Below are 19446 nucleotides of genomic sequence, written 5' to 3'. Positions count from 1 at the left end.
CAGCCGGCCCCGTCGGTTCGCCCCCTACCCCGCCGGGGCCGGCTGCGCCCGCTCCACCAGCCGCGCCAGGAAGCTGGCCCCGATCGGCGCGATCTCGTCGTTGAAGTCATAGGCCGGGTGATGCAGCCCCGCGCCCGGGCCCTGCCCCAGGAACAGATAGGCGCCGGGCCGGGCCTGCAGCATATAGCTGAAATCCTCGGCCCCCATCTCGCGCGGGCACTCGGCGTCGACGTGATCGACGCCCGCCACCTCGCGCGCCACCTGTGCCGCGAACGAGGCGCAGGCGGGGTCGTTCACCGTCGCCGGATCGCCGGTCTGGTAGTCCAGCACCGCCTCGACCCCGAAGCTCGCCGCCTGGCCGGCGACGATCTCGGCCATCCGCCGCATGACCATCGCCTGCACCTGCGCGTCGAAGGTCCGCACCGTGCCGTTGATATAGGCGGTGTCGGGGATCACGTTGTGGGCCGATCCGGCGTGGATCTGGGTCACCGAGACCACCAGATCGTCGATCGCCTTGTGGTTGCGGCTGACGATCGACTGGATCGCCTGCACGATCCCCACCGCAGCGATCACCGGGTCGGCGGTCTCGTGCGGCATCGCGCCATGCCCGCCGCGGCCCTTGATGTGGATGTCGAACGCATCGACCGCGGCCATCAGCGGACCGGGCGTAGTCTCGAACCGGCCCAGCGCGACATTGGGCGAATTGTGGAGGCCATAGACCTGCGTGATCCCGAAGCGGTCCATGATGCCTTCGTCCACCATGACCTTGGCCCCGCGCCCGCCTTCCTCGGCCGGCTGGAAGATCAGCGCCACGCGGCCCGAGAAGTTGCGCGTCTCGGCCAGGTATTTCGCCGCCCCCAGCAGCATCGTGGTGTGCCCGTCATGCCCGCAGGCGTGCATCTTGCCGGGGTGTTTCGAGGCATGCGCGGCCCCCGTCGCCTCTTCGATCGGCAGCGCGTCCATGTCGGCGCGCAGGCCGATGGTGGGGCCGTCACCCTGCCCGTTGATGATCGCCACCATGCCGGTCCGGGCGATGCCCTCGTGCAGCTCGTCGACGCCAAATTCGCGCAGACGTTCGGCGACATAGGCCGCCGTCTCGCCCAGGTCGAACTGCAGCTCGGGGTGCTGGTGCAGGTGACGGCGCCAGGTGGTCATCTCGTCGGCATAGCCTGCGATGCGGTTCAGGAGGGGCATGGGTGGACTCTTTCGGGCTGTCTGTGTCTGGTGCGGCCAGTCCATCCGAAGCGGGCAGGATTGTCCATGACCGACGCTACCTACGAAACCGGCCGCCTGATCGGGATCATGGCCGCGCTGCGCGATCCTGCCACGGGATGCCCGTGGGACATCGAGCAGGATTTCGCCTCGATCGCCCCCTACACGATCGAGGAGGCACACGAGGTCGCCGACGCCATCCATCGCAAGGCCTGGGACGAGCTGCCGGGCGAGCTGGGCGATCTGCTGCTGCAGGTGGTGTTCCACGCCCAGATGGCCTCCGAAGCGGGGATGTTCGACTTTGCCGACGTGGCGCGGGCGATTTCCGACAAGCTGGTCGCGCGCCATCCGCATGTCTTCGGCGACGAATCGCGCGACAAGTCGGCCGCCCAGCAGGTCCGCGACTGGGAGACGATCAAGGCCACCGAACGCGCCGCGCGGGCCGAGCGTGGCGCGCTGGACGGGGTGGCGCTTGGCCTGCCGGCGCTGACCCGGGCGATCAAGCTGCAGAACCGCGCCGCGCGGGTGGGCTTCGACTGGCCCGCGACCGATCAGGTGCTGGACAAGCTGGCCGAGGAAACCGCCGAGCTGGTCGCCGCCCGCGACAGCGGCGATGCCACGCACCTGGCCGAGGAAATGGGCGATCTGCTGTTTGTGGTGGCCAACCTCGCTCGGCATCTGAATATCGACCCGGAAGAGGCGTTGCGGGCCGCAAACGCCAAGTTCACCCGCCGCTTCCAGTCGATCGAGGCGGCGCTGGCCCGCGACGGCCGCCGCCCCGAGGAGTCCGACCTGGCAGAAATGGACGCGCTGTGGGACGCGGCCAAGGCGGCCGAGCGGGGCCAGGCGCTATAGCAGCGCCTTGCGCAGCATGTTGAGGCCCACGGCCAGCAGGAACAGCGCAAAGATGCGCCGCAGCCGCCGCGCGTCGGTGCCGTGGGCGAGACTGGCCCCGATCGGGGCGGTCAGCAGCGTCATGGCGATGGTGATTGCAAAGATCGGCAGGTTCACCGACCCGACCGTCCCCGGCGGCGCGCCCGCGGCGGGCACGAACAGGAACGAGGCGACCGAGGGCAGCGCGATGATCGCGCCGAACCCCGCCGCCGTCGCCACCGCCCGGTGCATCGGCCGGCCGTGCAGCGTCAGCATCGGCACCCCCAGCGACCCGCCGCCGATCCCCAGCAGTACGCCGACCAGCCCGACGATGGTGGCCATCGCCCCGCGCCGCAGCCCGGTCGGGGGCGCGTCGGCGACCCGCCAGTCGGGCCGGCTGACCAGCATGAAGCTCGCCACCGCCAGGACCAGGACGCCGAAGATGAGCTTGAGGCTTTGCGTCGACAACCGCGACACCAGCCAGACCCCAAGGATCGCGCCGGCCATGATCCACGGCGCCCAGCTACAGATGATGTCCCACTCGACCGCGCCCTTTCGGTGATGGGCCAGCACCGAGCGGATCGAGGTGACGAAGATCGTCGCCAGCGAGGTCGCAAGGCAGACCTGCATCAGATCGCCCGTGCCATAGCCCGCCGCGGTCAGGATGGCAACGAAGGCGGGGACCAGCACGATCCCGCCGCCCACGCCCAGAAGCCCTGCGAGGATGCCGGCGAACGCACCCGCAGCCAGCAGCGCGGCAAGATAGGGCAGCATGTCCGCGGTCATCGCCAAGGTCGTCATCCCGTTCCGTCCGTCGTTCCGTCGGGCTTTAGCGCGCTATGCCGCGGGCGGAAAGCCACGCCCGTGTCATGCGCCGTCCGCCGCTCGGGCGGTCTGAAATATCCCGGGGCCGCGCCCCGGTCCGGCCTCGACCTCTACGCCGCGCCGACCGCAGCCAGCGCCGCGTCGTAATCCGCCAGCGACCCGGCCGCGCCGCGCTCGGACAGGATACGCTTCCAGGCGCGCGCGCCGGGGCGGCCGTGGAACAGCCCCAGCATGTGCCGGGTGATCTGGTGCATCCGCCCGCCCTGCTCCATGTGCCGCGCGAGCACAGCGCGCATCGCCTGCGCCGCTTCGACCGGACCGGCCAGCGGCGGCGCGTCGCCCCACAGCCGGTCGGCCTCGCCCAGGATCGCCCAGGGTTCGTGATAGGCCGCGCGGCCCAGCATCGCGCCGTCCATGACCGCAAGCTGGTCCCGCGCCTGATCCAGCGTCCCGATCCCGCCATTGATCGACAGGTGCAGCGCCGGGAAGGCCGCCTTCATCGCGTGGACCAGCGGATAGTCGAGCGGCGGGATCTCGCGGTTCTCGCGCGGGCTCAGCCCCTGCAGCCAGGCCTTGCGGGCGTGGATGATGACGCGGCGGACGCCGGCCTCCTGCATCGCGGCCAGGAAGGCGGGCAGCACCTCGTGCGGGTCCTGGTCGTCGACGCCGATCCGGCATTTCACCGTCACTTCGACCGGGCTAGCGTCCTGCATCGCGGCCACGCAGTCGGCGACCAGAGCGGGGGTCTTCATCAGGACCGCGCCAAAGCAGCCCGACTGCACCCGGTCGCTGGGGCAGCCGACATTCAGGTTGATCTCGTCATAGCCCCAGTCCGCGGCGATCCGCACGGCCTGGGCCAGCTGCGCCGGTTCCGACCCGCCGATCTGCAGCGCGACCGGGTGCTCGCCGTCGTGATCCAGCAGCCGGGTGCGGTCGCCGTGGACGATGGCGGGGGCGGTGATCATCTCGGTATACAGCAGCGCCCGGCGGCTGAGCAGGCGGTGAAAGCCGCGGCAATGCCGGTCGGTCCAGTCGATCATCGGCGCCACCGCCAGCCGCGCCGCCTGACGGGCCGCGCTGCCGGCCCACGGGTCTGGGGAGGCCGACAAGGCGGTGGAGACGCGGGCAAGGGTCATCGGGGGATCCGGGGCGGCTGGCAGACACCGTGCCTAGCACGACCCGCCCCGGCAATTCCAGCGCGCGGCTTGAGCCGGGGGCCGCCTCGCGGCCGGCGCGCGCCTGCGGGGGGCAAACCGCCCAGCGAGGAGTGCGGCGGGACTGGTTCCAGCCGTATCGCCCAAGCGCCAGCTTGCGACGGGCATCTGCGAGGCGGTGGAAGATTTCCTCACTGAGGCAGCGCTGTGAACGAGGGACAACGAAGAAAGACCAGGCGCACCACGGGGGCGGGATCAGGCTCCACCCGGGAAAAGGCCGCCCATGCGGGACACGGAGGCCTATGGGTGTCAATGCCGCTCGCTGTCTCAGGCAGAATTCCGTTCAGGACCGGCGGCCGGGAAATCCACGGGGTTCCGCCCACCAGCTTCGCCGGGGGCATGAACGGCAAGGCGGTCCCACGCCATGTCCAAGGCCAGCGGCAGCAACCGGCCGCTGCCAGGACAAAGGGCAAGGACAAAGGCCGCCTGCATGGAGGCGGACTGCATCTCGGTCAGGCCATCACGCCTCGGCAATGATATGTGCATCGGCCGGATTCCAGTGCACGAACAGTTCGCGCCCGATTTCGAGAGGAAGCGCGGCCAGCTGGTCATGACCCTTCTGGACGCGAATTTCCTGTCCGCCCGCTGCCTCCAGATAGATCGTGGCGACCGAGCCCACGAATTCCTCGCCGATCATGCGGGCTGCCAAGACGTTGCGCTCCCCCGCCGGGCGTTCGGCTGCAAGGTGGGTCTTCGTGTCGAGCACAGTCATCGTCGCCTGGGCTCCAGCCTCGAGACCGGTGATATTTTCTGTCGCAAAACTGCCGAGCGGTGTTTCGAGCGCGCTTCCGCCCTGCGCATCACGCGCCAGCGTTCCCTGAAAGATGTTCGACGATCCCAGGAATTCGGCGACGAAGCGCGTTCCGGGACGGCGGTAGATGTCCTGGGGCGTGCCGATCTGTTCGATCTTGCCCCGGCTCATGATCACCACACGGTCGGCCATGGAGAAGGCCTCGGACTGACTGTGGGTCACATAGACGAAGGTAATGCCCGTCTCGCGCTGGAGGTTTTTCAGGACCGACTGCATGCGGACCTTCAGCGCCGCATCGAGCGCGGACAACGGCTCGTCGAGCAACAGGATTTCCGGCTCGACCACCAGGGACCGGGCGAGGGCCACGCGCTGGCGCTGCCCGCCTGACAGCTGCGAGATGTTGCGTTCGGCGAATTCGCCGATGTGCATCCGCTCCAGCCACTGCTCGGCCCGGCGCCGTCGTTCGGCCTTGGGCGTCCCGCGCATCTTCAGCGCGAATTCGACATTCTCGCGCACATTGAGGAACGGAAACAGCGCAAGGCTCTGCCAGACCATCGGCGTGTCACGGCGCCAGGTCGGCAGGTCGTTGACCGGTTGACCCGACAGCCGGATCACCCCTTCACTCGGTGCCTCAAGCCCGGCGAGCATCCGGAGCGTCGTGGTCTTGCCGCAGCCGCTCGATCCCATGATGGCAAGAAATTCACCCTTGCGGATTTCGAAATCGAGGCGCTGGACAGCCACGAAACCACCGAACCGTTTGACCACGCCTTCAAAGGAAACGAGGGTGTCGGGGGTCATGCATTACTCCTCGTCGGCCGGTCGGGCATCACGCCGCGACAGCAGAAGTTGCGCCAGAATGACCAGCGTCATGGACAGGATGAAGACGAACGTGCCGATCGCGTTGATGCGCGGGCTGACCTGGCCCTGCAGGAAACCCAGCACCTTGACCGGAAGGGTCTCATTCAGGCCCGAGACGAACCAGGCGACGGCGAACTCATCGAACGATAGGGCCATGGTGATGAACAAAGCCCCGAAGATCGCCGGCGCGCAGAAGGGCAGGATGACATGGCGCATCGCCGCCCATTCCGAGGCGCCGAGGTTCCACGCGGCGGGTTCCAGCGCGGGGTCCATCTGCGACAGGCGCAGGCGTATGATCGCCATCGCGAAGGGGGCGCAGACGACGACATGGCTGATGATGACCGACAGCGCATTTCCCGACAGGTTGATGCGGGAGAGATAGGCCAGCATCGCCAAGCCGAGGATGATGACCGGGATTGTCGGCGGCAGCAGCGCCAGCGCCAGGTAGACCTGCTTGCCCGCGAACTTGTAGCGATAATCCGTATACGCGGCCCCGAACCCCAGCAGGGTCGAGATGACGCCCACGATCACGCCCACGATGAACGTGTTGCGTGCCCCGCTCCATACCAACGGATCATCTGCGACAGCGCGATACCAGTCGAGCGTGAAGCTGCCGAGCGGCAGCGAGGGGAAGCGGTCGGAGTTGAAGGAGAACACGAAACTCGCCGCAATGGGCGCGAAGACAAAGGCGTAAGCCAGGACCAGGTAGATCATCAGCCCCCGGTCGACCGTCCGATTGCGGTTGGGGTCATGGGCGCTCATTTCGTCTTACCCCTGTAGGCAAAGGTCACGGCCGTGAAGGCCACGATCATCAGCGTGCCGATCATCGACAGCGCGATGACCGCGGCGCGCGGCCATTGCTGGCCGGATTTCGTGGTGTCGGTGATCAGGATCGACAGCGTCGTGGGCTTTCCGCCCCCCAGATAGACAGGGCTGACGAAATCACCGAATGACAGGATGAAGCAGAACAGCGCCGCGATCACGAGCCCCGTTCGGGCGGACGGGATGATCACTTCGAACACCGTGCGCAGGCGCCCGCAGCGCAGATTGTGCGCAGCCTCGATCAGCGTGCGGTCGATGAAAGTCAGGCTGAATACCTGCAGCAGCACCACCAGTGGATAGCTGAGCGTCAGATAGCCCATCATCGTGGCACCCGGGGTGTTCAGCATCGCAAAGGGGCCAAGCCCGATCCAGCCAAGGATGGCGTTGAAGATCCCGTTGTCTGACAGGAAAATCTGCCAGGAATAGACCCGCACGAGGTAGCTGGTGAAGAAGGGGATCACCATCAGGAACACCGCCCAGCGCCGCGCCGTGTCGGACAGCTTGAAGGCAATGGCGTAGGCCGCCGGAAACGCCAGGACAGTGGTCAGGACCGAGGCCGCAGCGGCAAGGGCAAGCGTCGTGCCGTACGCCTGCCAGAACACGGCGCGGCCATAGATCGTCGTCCAGTTGACCGTGTCGAAGCCAGGCCGGAGGGCGAAGTTCTTGACGGTCCAGAAGGACAGAGCCACCAGGAACAGCAGCGGAAAGACGAAGAACAGGACCTGCCAGATCAAGAGCGGCAGCGAGAACGTCAGACCATAGAGAGAGATCGGGCGTCGCATCTACGGGTGGTCCTCTGGCGGGGGAAAATGGACCAGCGGGCTTCAGCACCGCCGGTCCGCACATGGAGGTGAGGTCACCCGATCAGGCGCCCTTGTACTCTGACCAGAAGTCGTTCCATGTCTCGAAATCCTGCTGGATCGGCCACTGGCGGAACTTGACGCGGCCGGTGCGGATCATGTCCATCGCGTTGCCCGGGTCCTTCGTCATGCCCTGACGCTTGGCCTCGTCGGGGTTCTCGGCCTGCAGGACGTCCCAACCCTTCTGGTTGGGGATCAACGCGGGATAGGCAGCCATCTGCGCGGACTTCGCCTGCCCCTTGGCCGAGGTGATGTACTGGATCCACTTCTTTGCCAGGTCGGCCTTGGCCGATCCCTTGCCGATCGAGAAGCATTCCGACCACTGCAAGCCGCCCTCTTCGGGGATGACGCTGTCCACCTTGGCGCCGTTCTTGCGCAAGACGCCGGTGATCCAGTCACCGATACCGCAGAAGGCGAGCATCTGGCCGTCGTTGAGCGACGAGAACGTCCCGCCGTAATCGAAGAACCCGCCGACCTGCGGGCGCAGGGACATCGTGCGTTCCTTCACGGCTTCCCAGCCGGCCTCGTCGATGTCGTAGGGTTCGGGATTTCCGTTCAGCAGGCTCATCTGGCCGAGATTCGGCAGGTGCCAGTCGAAATGTCCGACCTTGCCTTTCAGCTTGGGATCCCAGAACACCTTGTAGGTCGACGCCTCGGCCGCGGTCAGGGCGTCGGTGTTATAGGCCACGCCCAGAAAGCCGAAGCGGGCGATCAGCGAGAACAGTTTCCCGTCCTTCCAGTTGCCGGGGAAGTTCTGGAATTCGGGGAAGTAGTCAGCGATGTCGTAATCGGCCGGGTCGAGTTCCTCGACATAGCCGTTCTCGTTCAGTGCCGTCACGTATTCGGCGTCCGACAGGATGACGTCGAAGGTGCCGGGCGGCGATTGCGAGATCAGCCCCAGCATGTTGTCGCCACCGGTATAGTACTTGGGCACGAACTTGACGTTGTTGGCGGCTTCGAACTCGGCGACGATGTCGGGCTCGGCATGGCCGTACCAGGCGAGCATGGTCAGCTCGGTCGGCGCGGCAGAGGCGCGGCGGGCCAGCATGGGGGTCGCCAGCGCCGCGACCCCTGCGCCCAGCAAGGTGCGTCTTGTCAGGTCGACCGACATCCGGTGGGTTCTGGTCATTCAGGTACTCCCTCTTCATGGCCCGAAGGGTGCGTTGTTTCCGTGAGGTTAGGAGATGGGGCAGAGGCCGCAAAATCGGTTCTTGAAATCCACGCATAAGCGCGGGTTATCGGGAGATGCGTCCTGTCACGTCGGCACCGTACGGATACCTGATCCGACGCCCTCGATTCCGGCCACGAGGTCACTGACCAGCTGCAGTCCCGCCGGCGACAGGCGTGGATGCTTGTAGAACAGCCCGATCCGCAGCGGTTCGAGCCTGGGAAACCCCTCGTCTTCGGTCAGCAACCGCATCCCGGGCAGATAGGTGGCATGGGTCAATGCGGTCACGCAGAGCCCGTTCAGCACCGCGTTCTGCAGCCCCGAGATACCCGGTCCGGTGTAGACGATCCGCCAGCGCCGCCCGGCCGCATCCAGCGCGTCGATCATGCGCGCCCGGTAATCACACCCCTCCAGGTGGGCCCCAAGCGGCGCTGGACGCGCCGGATCGATGGCGAGGGTCTCGGACGCTGCCCAGACCGGCTGCTCAAGCCAGGCGCGTGAGAGATAGGGCATGCGCGTCTGCTCCATCGTCGCCACGATGACGTCCAGCTTGTCCGTCCGCAGCAGCTGGTGCAGTTCGCGGCTGAGGTCGCAGTGGATTTCCAGATCCACGCCGGGATGATGGTGAAGGAAGGTCGTCAGGGTGTTCTGAAGGAATGCCACTGCATAGTCCGTCGGCAAACCGATCCGCAGTACTCCAGCCACTTCCGAGCGATGGAAATAGCGCACCGCCTCGTCGTTGATGCGCACCATCTCGCGGGCATAGGACAGCAGCGCCTCGCCCGCAGGGGTCGGCAGTATGGTGCGCCCCTCGTGCGCCAGAAGGGGCGTGCGGACCAGATCTTCAAGTCGGCGGATCTGCAACGAGATGGCCGGTTGACTTCGACCGAGCAGTGCCCCCGCCTTGGAGTGCCCGCCCAGCTCGACCACGGCGATGAATGTGCGCAGCAAGTCGGTCGGGAGGTTGGTGAGCAGCGGCATGGATTTGCCCCGTCAATGGACGTATTGTCACAATCTATTTTTCTGATCGAGACCTCGCAACGTAGCTTTTGCAGCATGTCGGTGTAGGGGGTCCATTCATGAAGTACGCCACTGCGTTTGCCTCGGAAATGACCTGGCCGGATTATCACGCAGCAGTCCGTGAGGGGCAGACGCCGATCCTCATCCCCATCGGCTCGATGGAACAGCACGGCCACCACATGCCGCTGCATGTCGACGTGCTGCTGCCAACCGAATTCGCCCGGCGCGTGGCACTGGCCATCGGGGCGCTGGTCGCGCCGCCATTCACCTACGGCTACAAGTCGCACCAGAAATCGGGAGGGGGAAACCATCTGCCCGGCACCACCAGCCTGGACGGCGCCACGCTGGTCGCCAGCTTGAAGGACGTGGTGAAATCGTTCGCGAAACAGGGGGTGCGCAAGATCTGCCTGGTGAACGGGCACTTCGAGAATTCGTGGTTCATCGTCGAGGCGATAGACCTTGCGCTGCGCGAGGCGCGCTGGGACGGGATCACCGACCTCAAGATCGTGGTGCTTTCCTACTGGGATTTCGTCCACAACGAGGCGATTGCTCAGCTTTATCCCGGCGGTTTCCCCGGTTGGGACGTGGAACACGGAGGCGTTCTGGAAACCTCGCTGATGCTGGCGCTGCACCCGCATCTGGTCCATCTCGACCGCGCTGTGGATCACCCCCCCGCGACCTTCCCGCCCTACGACGTCTATCCCGTCCGCCCGGAATGGACGCCGCCCTCGGGCACCCTGTCCTCGCCCAGGGAGGCGTCGGTGGACAAGGGTCACATCCTGCTCGAGGTCTGCACGGCGGGGATCGTCGCAGCGCTGCGGACCGAGTTCGGCTGAGCGCACCCTCCGCGGAAACGGCGAAGGGGCCGGGTCGTCCGGCCCCTGTCCCTTGAACACCCGAAGGGTCAGTTCCGGATGATGTTGTGTTCGGGGCCGAAGGGGAAACCCGTGATGTTCTCGGCCCCGGTTTCGGTCACGATCAGGATGTCGTGTTCGCGGTAGCCGCCGGCGCCGGGTGCCCCTTCGGGCAGCATCACCATCGGCTCCATCGACACGACCATGCCTGGCTTCAGTTCGGTCTCGATATCCTCGCGCAGTTCCACCCCTGCCTCGCGGCCGTAATAGTGCGACAGCACGCCGAAAGAATGGCCGTAGCCGAACGACCGGTATTTCAGCAGGTCCCAGCCGCGATACATGTCATTCAGTTCCAGCGCGATTTCGTTGCACTTGGCGCCCGGGCGGATCAGCTCCAGCCCGCGGCGATGCACGGCCACGTTCTTTTCCCAGATATCAAGGCTCGCATCGTCGACATGATCGCAGAAGAGCGTGCGCTCCAGCGCGGTGTAATAGCCGAAGATCATGGGAAACGTGTTCAGCGACAGGATATCGCCCGAGGCGATCTTCTTGTTCGTGACCGGGTTGTGCGCCCCGTCGGTGTTGATGCCCGACTGGAACCAGGTCCAGGTGTCCATCAGCTCGACGAAGGGAAAGGAATTCGCGATCTCGCGGATCATCGCATTTGTACCCGCGATGGCGACCTCGTGTTCCGGCACACCCGCCTTGACTGCACCCGCCACGGCCCAGCCACCGACGTCGCAGATGCGCGCGCCGGTGCGGATCAGGGCGTGCTCTTCGGCCGACTTGATCGAACGCATCCACATCGAGGGCTGGGCGATGTCCACGAACTCAACGCCCGGCAGCGCGGCCTCCAGCGCTTTGCGATAGTCGAGGTGGACGTGGTCGAACTCGATCCCCAGCCGCCGGACGCCGGGCGTCAGCTGCCGCACGGCGCGGTAGAAGTTGTCGCGCCGCCAGTCGGTATAGGTGATGTTGTCGCCAAAGCTGCGCCGCCACGGCTGGCCGCCGTCGATCCCGGCCGAGATGGTGGTGGCGGCGTCCTGGGTGATGACCATCCCGTACTTGCGGCCGAAATAACAGTAGAGCCAGCCCGAGTAATAGTTGATGCAGTGATAGCTGGTGAACAGCGCAGCATCGACATCGTTCTCGGCCATCCAGCCACGCACGTCGTCCTGGCGGCGCTTCATTTCGGCGTCGGAGAACGGGGAATAGTCCTTGTCGCCATTGTGCCATTCCATGACGTGCAGCATGTCGTCGGTCATCGTGCGCCTCCCTTCGCGCGGTTCGGATCTCGCTGCGAAAGTAGCTCCCGAATGGGAGGCGCAGAAATTTGTTCTGGTTATGGCTGCATTTGCGCCGCGGCGGTGCGGGGGCGATCGACTGCCCGCGCCGTCAGTCTGAGCGCAAATGCTCCCAGCGATAGAACGCGCCCGGGGATGCGCGCGTGTTCCGGCTGTTCACGACCGACAGGGGCAAGGCCGTGCGCCAGACCGCGCCGGGTGTCCGAGCGGCTGGAAATCATCCTGACCGGGCCCTTGTCGCCGGCAGGACCCAGGACGCTGAACGACATGCTGGCGCGTCCGGGCGCCTGGGTCACATCCGAGCCCCATCGCGCCGCACGCGAGCAAGCTGATGACTGAGCCGCGTTCAGTCCCCGCGGCCAAGCCAAGGCGGGTTTTCGGCATAGATCTCGGCGATGGTCTCGCGCACCGTCGCGATGGCCGGCGAGCGGTCGCCCGTGCGATGACTCAGGATGACGGGCGAGACCGCCTGGGGGTCTGCAATCACCCGGTAACGCAGATCGGACCGCACCTGCCGCGCCGAGAGTGGCACGATACACAGGCCCGTGCCCGCCGCCACCAGGCCGAGAGCCGTCTGGATCTCTCGCACTTCCTCGACCTGTGCCGGTGGGACCTCGGCCTCGCGCAGCATGGCCAGGATGAAGTCGGCATAGCTTGGACGCGGCTCACGCGGATAGACGATCATCGCGCGCCCCGCGAGGTCGGCCAGCGGCATGGGGTCAGGCTCTGCGGCCAGGGGGTCATCGAAAGGCAGCGCCACGACCAGCCGTTCTTCGCGCAGCGTCGTGCCGGTGACGCCGGGATCCGAATGGCGCAGGCGGCCGAAGCCGATGTCGATTCGTCCTTCCTTCAGCGCGGTGATCTGTTCGGTGGACAGCAAGTCGATCAGCCGCAGGTCCAGGTCAGGCGCGCGGGCCCGCAGCTTGCGGATGAGCGCGGGCAGCCCGCCATAGAGGGTCGAGGCGACAAAACCGATGGACAGCACGCGGTTCTGGTTGCGGCCCACGCGGCGCGTGGCTTCGGCCATCTGTTCGACGCGGCCGAGGATCTGCAGCGCCTGCTCTTGAAACAGCCGCCCCGCTTCGGTCAGCCGCACCGGGCGGTGGCTGCGCGACAGCAGCTCCACCCCCAGTTCCTCGTCGAGGATCTGGATGTTGCGGCTGAGCGGAGGCTGGGCGATGTGCAGCTGTTCCGCCGCGCGGGTGAAATTGCGCTCGCGCGACGGTCACGAAATAACGCAGCTGGCGCAGGTCCATCCGTCATGCTCCGTTATAACGCCGCTTGGCGTCCCAGCCCACGCGGGAACGTGCCGTCGCATCATACTCTCAAGGTATCGTATCAAATACAAATGGTCTTGGACCCGCAGGCGGCGAATCAGGCAGTGTTCGGTGCATGGACCAGATCATCACCCCCCTGCACCTGACCAGCGCCGCCCCCGTGATCGAACGGGTCGACACGATGCTGATCGACTTGCCGACCATCCGGCCCCACAAGCTTTCGGTCGCGACCATGGACGGCCAGACGCTGATGCTGGTGCGCATCCGCTGCAGCGACGGGATCGAGGGCTGGGGCGAGGGCACCACCATTGGCGGTCTCGCCTATGGTGCCGAAAGCCCCGAGGGCATGAAGCTGACGGTGGACCGCTATGTCGGCCCGCTGCTGATCGGGCAGGACGCGACCCGCATCCAGGCGCTGATGGCCCGCGTCGGGCAGATGGTGAAAGATAACCGCTTTTCGAAATCCGCCGTGGAAACCGCGCTGCTCGACGCCCACGGCAAGCGGCTGGGCGTACCGGTCGCGGACCTGCTGGGCGGGCGGCGCCGCGACCAGCTGCCGGTCGCCTGGACGCTCGCCTCGGGCCAGACCGCCCGCGACATCGCCGAGGCCGAGCAGATGCTCGATGCCCGCCGCCACGACGTCTTCAAGCTCAAGATCGGCACCCGGCCCGTGCGCGAGGACGTGGCCCATGTCGCGGCCATCGCCCGCGCGGTCGAGGGACGCGCCACGGTGCGGGTGGATGTGAACATGGCCTGGTCCAAAACCGACGCCGCCTGGGGCCTGCCTGCCTTGGCCGATGCGGGCTGCACCCTGGCCGAGCAGCCGGTCGCCTCGGCCGCCGCGATGGGGCGCCTGATGCGCCGTTTCCCCCTTGCGCTGATGGCCGACGAGACGCTGACCGGGCCGGACAGCGCCTTTGTCATTGCGCGGGACGCGGGGGCGGACGTGTTCTCGGTCAAGCTGGAACAGTCGGGCGGCGCGTTCGGCGCGCTGCGCGTCGCGGCCATCGCCGAGGCGGCGGGCATCGGCCTTTACGGCGGCACGATGCTGGAAGGGCCGGTCGGGACCATCATCTCGGCCCATGCGTTTGCGACCTTCGCGCGGCTGGACTGGACACCGAACTGTTCGGGCCGCTGCTGCTGACCGAGGACATCCTGACCGAGCCGCTGTCCTACCGCGATTTCCACCTGGACCTGCCCACGGGGCCAGGCCTTGGCCTCACCCTCGATCCCGACCGGCTGGCGCGATTTGCCCGCAACGGGTTCGACCGGCGCACGAGAGGATAGCCCGTGCTGTTTCACGTCCGCATGGATGTTCACCTGCCCCGCGACCTGCCCGCCGGTGAACGCGACGCGATCCTCGCCCGCGAAAAGGCGTATTCCCAGGAATTGCAGCGCAGCGGCGAATGGCGCCACATCTGGCGCATCGCCGGGGCCTACGCCAACGTCAGCATCTTCGACGTGGCCGACAACGCCCGCCTGCACGAGATCCTGTCGGGACTGCCGCTGTTTCCCTTCATGACCATCGCCGTGATGCCGCTGCTGCGGCATCCGTCCGCCATCCGCGACGACGACACCTGAGCTGTCCGACCGACACCCCTTAGGAGGAGGAGCCTAGCCATGAGCGTCACCATCTTCGACCACCCCGACACCCAGGAGTTCCTGCGCGAGCTCAGCGGGCTGAACAACAGCGCGGGCAGCGCGCGCATGAAGGAAATCACCCATCGCCTGATGTCGGACCTGTTCCGCGCCATCGACGACCTGAACATCACGCCTGACGAATACTGGCAGGGCGTGGCGTGGCTCAACGACCTGGGCGCCGCGGGCCAGGCGGGGCTGATCTCGCCCGGTCTGGGGGTCGATCACTTCCTGGACGAGCGGCTGGACGCCATCGACGAGGCCCTGGGGATCGAGAACCCGACCCCCCGGACCATCGAAGGCCCCCTGTACGTGGCCGGGGCCCCGGAATCGACCGGCTTCGCGCGCCTGGACGACGGCACCGCCGAGGGCCAGACGCTGGTGATGCACGGCGTGGTTCACGACGCCCAGGGCCCCCGCTGCCGGCGCCAAGGTCGAGGTCTGGCATTGCGACACGCGGGGCTTCTATTCGCACTTCGACCCCACCGGCCAGCAGGCGCCCTTCAACATGCGCCGCACGATCTATGCCGACGAGAACGGCCGCTACAGGTTCCAGTCGATCCTGCCCTCGGGCTACGGCGTGCCGCCCGGCAGCCCGACCGAGAAGCTCCTCTCGGCGCTCGGGCGTCACGGCCAGCGGCCCGCGCATATCCACTTCTTCATCAGCGCGGACGGGCATCGCAAGCTTACCACCCAGATCAACATCGAGGGCGATCCGCTGATCAACGACGACTTCGCTTATGCGACCCGTGACGGGCTGGTGCCCGCGGTGCGCGAACGCAGCGACGAGGAATCGATCCACGCCAACGGCCTGAACGGTCCCTTCGCCGAGATCGAATTCGACATCCACCTGACCCCGCTGGTCGACGGCGTGGACAACCAGGTCAACGAACAGCGCCGCCGCGCCGCCGCGTAAGGCGCGACGCGTCCACCACCCGAACGTCAACCCGTGAACCGGCAGGGGCCAAGCGCCACGCGCTTCCCCTGGGAGGAGGCCCCATGACCGCGATCATCCGACCCCAAGACGACCTCGCGACGCTGTTTGCCACCGCCGTCGAGGACAATCACCAGAACGGCACGCTCCGCAAGCGTTCTCATTTCGGGTTCCTCCTCGCTGCTTTATGCGAGCGTGGCGCAGCTTTACGATCTGCCGGTGCGGGGTGCGGGGCGCGGGGCTTGGCTGGGCCTCGGGCGTTGGACGGAGCGGGGCCATCGTCGGCCCGACGCTGGGGGGCGTGCTGCTGGCCCAGCAACTGCCGCTGCGCGAGGACTTCCTGATCTTCGCGATCCCGGCCGCGGTTGCCGCCGCCGCCATGCTGGTCTTTGCGCTGGCCAGCGCGCGTACCCGCGTCCCCGTCGCGGTGGCTTCGGCTTTGGAATGACACTGAGCCGGCGCGGGGCCATCTCCTCGGGCCGGACCTGCCGCTGGAAGGACCCATCATGCGCAGCGTGACCGTGAACGGCGTCGATCTGCATGTCCGCGACGATGGCCCGGCGGACGACCGCCCGCGCGGCCCTAAGTGCAGTTCGTGATGGGGGTGAAGAACGCGATGCCGGTCGATCGCGACGTGTTCGACTATTACATCCGCACCGTGCATCGCCTGTTCGGCACGGACGCGCCGTGGTGTGCGGCGGGCATCGAGGCGCATCAGGTCACGCTGAACGAATGGGCCATCGGGGCCGGCGGGCATGCGCGCACGGGGCTCGAGGACAACGTGCGGCTGGACCGCACGATGCTCGCGCCGTCGAACGCCGCGCTGGTGCGCCGCGCCGCCGAGATCGCCGCACGCCACGGCCGGCCCGTCGCCACACCCGAACAAGCGCGCGAGATCCTGGGGCTCACGCAAGTGACACACAAAGATTCGTGATATCGGCTGGATAGGTTATCTGCGCATGGATGAGTTCGCCATGGCGTCTCGCGCGGGGGCCGGGGCGGCTGGCAGACGCCGGCCCTGGCACGACCCGCCTCGGCAATTCCCGCGCGCGGCTTGAGCCGGGGGCGCCGCGCCCCTATCTTTGGCCCAAGCGCGAAAGGCATCCCCATGTTCTCGATCCCCGGCAAGCCGCCCGTCACCATCACCCCCGCCGCCGAGGCCCGCATCGCCCGGCTGATGGGGGACAGGAACGCCTCGGGGCTGCGGATCGGGCTGAAGAAGGGCGGCTGCGCGGGCATGGAATACACGATGGAGCTGGCCGAATCCGCCAATCCCGGCGACGAGGTGGTGGAGCAGGGCGCAGCGCGGGTGCTGATCGCGCCCACCGCGCAGATGTTCCTGTTCGGCACCCAGATCGACTATGCGAGCGGGCTTCTGGACAGCGGCTTCCGCTTCGTGAACCCGAACGTGACGGATTCCTGCGGCTGCGGCGAATCGGTGCGGTTCGAGCCGCTGGCCGGGTCGGCCGCGCAGCAGAATGGCTGAGCGCCCCCCCTCGCCCTTGGTCCCCCGCCCCTGACACCGCGCCCTTGAACCCGGGAGGTGTGGCGGCTAGGCCCTGCCCGACCCGTCAAGGAGGATGTGATGGCCCCCCGCAAGCTCGCCGCCGGCAACTGGAAGATGAACGGAACCCTCGCCGCGCTGGCCGAACTGGACGCGCTGGCGCGTGATCACGGCGAGGCGGGGGTCGACGTCCTGATCTGCCCCCCGGCGACGCTGATCCACGCCATGTCGTCGCGCGCAGGCCAGGGCATCGCCGTCGGCGGGCAGGACTGCCACGCCAAGGACAGCGGCGCCCATACCGGCGACATCTCGGCCCCGCAGTTGCGCGACGCCGGCGCCAGCCACGTCATCGTCGGCCATTCCGAGCGTCGCACCGACCACGCCGAAACCGACGGCGAGGTCGCCGCAAAGGCGATCGCCGCGCACAAGGCCGGGCTGGTCAGCGTGATCTGCGTGGGCGAGACCGAAGCGGAACGCGACGGCGGCCAGACGCTGGACGTCATCGCCCGCCAGCTGGCAGGATCGGTCCCCGACTGCGCCACCGCGGCCAACACCGTCATCGCCTATGAGCCCGTCTGGGCCATCGGCACCGGCCGCACGCCCACCGGCGACCAGATCGCCGAGGTCCACGCCGCGATGCGCGACGCGCTGGTGCGGCGGTTCGGCGACGGCGCCGATTTCGCGCTGCTGTATGGCGGCAGCGTCAAGCCGTCGAACGCGGCCGAGATCTTTGCCATCCCCCATGTCGACGGCGCGCTGGTAGGCGGCGCGAGCCTCAAGGCGAGCGATTTCGGGCCGATCGTGGCGGCGCTGGCGGCGGCCTGACGCCGCCGGGCGCGGGCGAACTTATGTCTGCGCTTCAAGCGCAAAACCCCGCCCATGACGTGAAGCCCCGCGCGGTCAGGCCGCGGCGCGAAGGCCGCGGACAGCGGTGCGATACGCCGCCTCGATCTCGTGACGTCGGACATGGCGGCCGTCACGGACGACATGCCGCCCGCCGGACCACACCTCGCCGACCATGTCGCTGCCGCCGGCCATCGCAAAGCTGTCGAGGATGGTATCTCCGGCCAGCCCGTCCAGATCCGGGTGGCTCATGTCCAGCGCCAGCAGGTCCCCCAGCGCGCCCGGCCGGATCGCGCCGCTGTCGCGCCCCGCGGCCTGCGCGCCGCCTTCGGCCACGGCCTGGAACATCCGCCGCCCGGTAGACAGCTCGGGCGTCGCCAGCGCCGCGCGCGAGTGGTCGCGCAGCCGCTGGCTGGTTTCCAGCTGGCGCAGCTCCTCGGCCAGCGAGATGCGGATGTTGCTGTCCGAGCCGACCGAGATCGCCCCGCCCGCGCCCAGCCAGCGCACCCCGTCGAAGATGCCGTCGCCCAGGCTCGCCTCGGTCAGCGGGCACAGCCCGGCGATGGCGCCGGTGGCGGCCAGCGCCTCGGTTTCATGCGGCAGCATCTGGGTGATGTGAATCGGGCACCAGCGCGGGCTCAGGTCCAGATTGGCAAGCGCCCATTCCGCCGGCCGGGCGCCATAGGCGGCCAGCACCTCGTCCAACTCGGGCTGCTGTTCGGCGAGATGCAGGTGGATCGGGCCGTCGGTCAGCGCCGCGAGCGCCGCGAAATCCTGCGCCGCGACCGCGCGCAGCGAATGCGGCGCGACCCCCAGCCGGGCGTCGGGCAAGGCGCTCAGCGCCCGGCGGGCGCCGTCCACCAGCCGCCCGAAGCGGTCCAGGTCGTTGCCGAATCGCAGCTGCCCCCCGGCCAGCGGGCGGCGGTCGCAGCCCCCATACTGATACATCACCGGCAGCAGGGTCAGCCCGATCCCCGACTGCCCGGCCGCCGCCGCGATCCGCGCCGACATCTCGGCGATGTCGTCATGCGGCGTGCCGTCGGGCTGGTGGTGCAGATAGTGGAACTCGACCGAGGCGCCGAAGCCCGCCTCGAGCATCTCAATCTGCACGAAGGCGGCGATCGCCTGCAACTGCTCGGGCGTGATGACGTCGACGAAGCGATACATCAGCGTCCGCCAGGTCCAGAAGCTGTCGCTGCCCTGCCCGCGGCGCTCGGTCAGCCCGGCCATCGCGCGCTGGAAGGCATGGGAGTGGGTGTTGGCGGGCGCCGGCAGCAGGACGCCGACCCGCACCGCATCCGCGGGCGCGGCCGAATCGGGCGTGGCCGCCGAGATCCGCCCGTCCGGGCCAAGGCTGACGGTCACGTCGCTGGCCCAGCCCTGCGGCAGCAGCGCCTGGGCGGCATGGATCGCGGTCATCGTGATTTCTCCATCTTGACAGCAATATGTGCAGTCATAATAATCCACCGCACACGCCGCACAAGCCCGG

19 protein-coding genes and 4 pseudogenes are annotated in these 19446 nt (G+C 67.6%); 10 read left to right on the top strand and 13 right to left on the bottom strand.

Features of this window, described 5'->3' with window-relative positions; all coding sequences use genetic code 11:
* Positions 1-24: 24 nt before the first annotated feature.
* Positions 25-1194 (bottom strand): M20 aminoacylase family protein, encoded by a 1170-nt coding sequence (locus tag IC63_RS08125; RefSeq protein WP_036718880.1) that lies wholly within the window; start codon positions 1192-1194, stop codon positions 25-27.
* Between the two features lie 66 nt (positions 1195-1260).
* On the opposite strand from IC63_RS08125, the gene mazG reads away from it, so the two are divergent.
* Positions 1261-2067, top strand: a complete 807-nt coding sequence (gene mazG / locus IC63_RS08120; protein WP_036718877.1) for a nucleoside triphosphate pyrophosphohydrolase — start codon at positions 1261-1263, stop codon at positions 2065-2067.
* Here the strand turns inward: mazG and IC63_RS08115 are convergent.
* The 8 genes and pseudogenes from IC63_RS08115 to IC63_RS08085 form a co-directional block, all read right to left on the bottom strand.
* Positions 2062-2886 (bottom strand): sulfite exporter TauE/SafE family protein, encoded by an 825-nt coding sequence (locus tag IC63_RS08115; protein WP_036718874.1) that lies wholly within the window; start codon positions 2884-2886, stop codon positions 2062-2064. The genes mazG and IC63_RS08115 overlap by 6 nt on opposite strands.
* Before the next feature lie 134 nt (positions 2887-3020).
* Positions 3021-3950 carry a tRNA dihydrouridine(20/20a) synthase DusA gene (gene dusA / locus IC63_RS08110; protein WP_036718906.1) on the bottom strand — a complete coding sequence of 310 codons (930 nt, stop codon included), beginning with the start codon at positions 3948-3950 and terminating at the stop codon, positions 3021-3023.
* A 188-nt stretch (positions 3951-4138) separates the two neighbouring features.
* A pseudogene (locus IC63_RS18760) lies at positions 4139-4266 on the bottom strand (IS3 family transposase); the annotation flags it as partial.
* Between the two features lie 318 nt (positions 4267-4584).
* Entirely contained in the window at positions 4585-5673 is a 1089-nt protein-coding gene (locus IC63_RS08105; protein ID WP_036718873.1) for an ABC transporter ATP-binding protein, read from the bottom strand.
* Between the two features lie 3 nt (positions 5674-5676).
* The gene (locus IC63_RS08100) at positions 5677-6495 is read right to left on the bottom strand and encodes an ABC transporter permease (RefSeq protein ID WP_036718871.1); all 819 of its coding nucleotides are present in this window, start codon (positions 6493-6495) and stop codon (positions 5677-5679) included.
* Complete coding sequence (locus tag IC63_RS08095; RefSeq protein WP_036718869.1) at positions 6492-7337, bottom strand: ABC transporter permease; 846 nt, start codon at positions 7335-7337, stop codon at positions 6492-6494. Before IC63_RS08095 ends, IC63_RS08100 begins: the two co-directional genes overlap by 4 nt.
* 82 nt (positions 7338-7419) lie before the next feature.
* A complete protein-coding gene (locus tag IC63_RS08090; RefSeq protein ID WP_036718867.1) occupies positions 7420-8544 on the bottom strand; it encodes an ABC transporter substrate-binding protein in 1125 nt (374 codons plus the stop codon).
* A gap of 126 nt (positions 8545-8670) precedes the next feature.
* Positions 8671-9564, bottom strand: a complete 894-nt coding sequence (locus tag IC63_RS08085) for a LysR substrate-binding domain-containing protein (RefSeq protein ID WP_036718866.1) — start codon at positions 9562-9564, stop codon at positions 8671-8673.
* A gap of 98 nt (positions 9565-9662) precedes the next feature.
* Here IC63_RS08085 and IC63_RS08080 point away from each other — a divergent pair, with 98 nt between their 5' ends.
* On the top strand, positions 9663-10439 hold the full coding sequence (locus IC63_RS08080; protein WP_036718864.1) for a creatininase: 777 nt from the start codon (positions 9663-9665) through the stop codon (positions 10437-10439).
* Between the two features lie 68 nt (positions 10440-10507).
* Here the strand turns inward: IC63_RS08080 and IC63_RS08075 are convergent, their stop codons facing one another.
* The 3 genes and pseudogenes from IC63_RS08075 to IC63_RS19230 form a co-directional block, all read right to left on the bottom strand.
* Positions 10508-11722 carry a M24 family metallopeptidase gene (locus IC63_RS08075; RefSeq protein ID WP_036718862.1) on the bottom strand — a complete coding sequence of 405 codons (1215 nt, stop codon included), beginning with the start codon at positions 11720-11722 and terminating at the stop codon, positions 10508-10510.
* A gap of 385 nt (positions 11723-12107) precedes the next feature.
* The gene (locus tag IC63_RS08070) at positions 12108-12887 is read right to left on the bottom strand and encodes a LysR substrate-binding domain-containing protein (RefSeq protein ID WP_232222550.1); all 780 of its coding nucleotides are present in this window, start codon (positions 12885-12887) and stop codon (positions 12108-12110) included.
* Between the two features lie 6 nt (positions 12888-12893).
* Positions 12894-12941, bottom strand: a pseudogene (locus IC63_RS19230) (hypothetical protein); the annotation flags it as partial.
* Positions 12942-13153: 212 nt separating this feature from the next.
* Here IC63_RS19230 and IC63_RS08065 point away from each other — a divergent pair.
* The 8 genes and pseudogenes from IC63_RS08065 to tpiA all read left to right on the top strand — a co-directional run bounded on the left by IC63_RS08065 (position 13154) and on the right by tpiA (position 17939).
* A complete protein-coding gene (locus IC63_RS08065; protein WP_269634714.1) occupies positions 13154-14182 on the top strand; it encodes a muconate/chloromuconate family cycloisomerase in 1029 nt (342 codons plus the stop codon).
* Between the two features lie 146 nt (positions 14183-14328).
* Positions 14329-14619, top strand: coding sequence for a muconolactone Delta-isomerase (gene catC / locus IC63_RS08060; protein ID WP_036718860.1), 291 nt, complete (start codon positions 14329-14331; stop codon positions 14617-14619).
* Positions 14620-14658: 39 nt separating this feature from the next.
* Positions 14659-14880 (top strand): annotated as a pseudogene (locus IC63_RS19175) (dioxygenase); the annotation flags it as partial.
* A 271-nt stretch (positions 14881-15151) separates the two neighbouring features.
* Positions 15152-15592, top strand: a pseudogene (locus IC63_RS18745) (dioxygenase family protein); the annotation flags it as partial.
* 244 nt (positions 15593-15836) lie between these two features.
* On the top strand, positions 15837-16058 hold the full coding sequence (locus IC63_RS08050) for a hypothetical protein (RefSeq protein WP_036718858.1): 222 nt from the start codon (positions 15837-15839) through the stop codon (positions 16056-16058).
* Positions 16059-16208: 150 nt separating this feature from the next.
* Positions 16209-16544 (top strand): 3-keto-5-aminohexanoate cleavage protein, encoded by a 336-nt coding sequence (locus IC63_RS08045; RefSeq protein ID WP_408633549.1) that lies wholly within the window; start codon positions 16209-16211, stop codon positions 16542-16544.
* 174 nt (positions 16545-16718) lie between these two features.
* Positions 16719-17096 (top strand): HesB/IscA family protein, encoded by a 378-nt coding sequence (locus tag IC63_RS08040; RefSeq protein WP_036718856.1) that lies wholly within the window; start codon positions 16719-16721, stop codon positions 17094-17096.
* A 99-nt stretch (positions 17097-17195) separates the two neighbouring features.
* Complete coding sequence (gene tpiA / locus IC63_RS08035) at positions 17196-17939, top strand: triose-phosphate isomerase (protein WP_036718853.1); 744 nt, start codon at positions 17196-17198, stop codon at positions 17937-17939.
* A gap of 75 nt (positions 17940-18014) precedes the next feature.
* Here tpiA and IC63_RS08030 read toward each other — a convergent pair whose 3' ends face one another.
* Positions 18015-19376: a formimidoylglutamate deiminase gene (locus IC63_RS08030; RefSeq protein ID WP_036718849.1), complete on the bottom strand. Its 1362-nt coding sequence runs from the start codon at positions 19374-19376 to the stop codon at positions 18015-18017.
* Positions 19377-19446: the final 70 nt, after the last annotated feature.

The organism is Paracoccus sphaerophysae, from assembly GCF_000763805.1.
Taxonomy (GTDB): domain Bacteria; phylum Pseudomonadota; class Alphaproteobacteria; order Rhodobacterales; family Rhodobacteraceae; genus Paracoccus; species Paracoccus sphaerophysae.
This window is presented reverse-complemented; position numbering and strand designations above follow the sequence as displayed.

Bases quoted from the DNA above. Each gene is read 5' to 3' on its own strand.
- IC63_RS08100 (WP_036718871.1), bottom strand. From the start codon at position 6,495: ATGAGCGCCCATGACCCCAACCGCAATCGGACGGTCGACCGGGGGCTG.
- IC63_RS08075 (WP_036718862.1), bottom strand. From the start codon at position 11,722: ATGACCGACGACATGCTGCACGTCATGGAATGGCACAATGGCGACAAG.
- IC63_RS08040 (WP_036718856.1), top strand. From the start codon at position 16,719: ATGTTCTCGATCCCCGGCAAGCCGCCCGTCACCATCACCCCCGCCGCC.
- IC63_RS08030 (WP_036718849.1), bottom strand. From the start codon at position 19,376: ATGACCGCGATCCATGCCGCCCAGGCGCTGCTGCCGCAGGGCTGGGCC.
- IC63_RS08105 (WP_036718873.1), bottom strand. From the start codon at position 5,673: ATGACCCCCGACACCCTCGTTTCCTTTGAAGGCGTGGTCAAACGGTTC.
- IC63_RS08115 (WP_036718874.1), bottom strand. From the start codon at position 2,886: ATGACGACCTTGGCGATGACCGCGGACATGCTGCCCTATCTTGCCGCG.
- mazG (WP_036718877.1), top strand. From the start codon at position 1,261: ATGACCGACGCTACCTACGAAACCGGCCGCCTGATCGGGATCATGGCC.
- IC63_RS08080 (WP_036718864.1), top strand. From the start codon at position 9,663: ATGAAGTACGCCACTGCGTTTGCCTCGGAAATGACCTGGCCGGATTAT.
- IC63_RS08090 (WP_036718867.1), bottom strand. From the start codon at position 8,544: ATGACCAGAACCCACCGGATGTCGGTCGACCTGACAAGACGCACCTTG.
- dusA (WP_036718906.1), bottom strand. From the start codon at position 3,950: ATGATCGACTGGACCGACCGGCATTGCCGCGGCTTTCACCGCCTGCTC.
- IC63_RS08095 (WP_036718869.1), bottom strand. From the start codon at position 7,337: ATGCGACGCCCGATCTCTCTCTATGGTCTGACGTTCTCGCTGCCGCTC.
- IC63_RS08045 (WP_408633549.1), top strand. From the start codon at position 16,209: ATGGGGGTGAAGAACGCGATGCCGGTCGATCGCGACGTGTTCGACTAT.
- IC63_RS08085 (WP_036718866.1), bottom strand. From the start codon at position 9,564: ATGCCGCTGCTCACCAACCTCCCGACCGACTTGCTGCGCACATTCATC.
- tpiA (WP_036718853.1), top strand. From the start codon at position 17,196: ATGGCCCCCCGCAAGCTCGCCGCCGGCAACTGGAAGATGAACGGAACC.
- IC63_RS08065 (WP_269634714.1), top strand. From the start codon at position 13,154: ATGGACCAGATCATCACCCCCCTGCACCTGACCAGCGCCGCCCCCGTG.
- IC63_RS08125 (WP_036718880.1), bottom strand. From the start codon at position 1,194: ATGCCCCTCCTGAACCGCATCGCAGGCTATGCCGACGAGATGACCACC.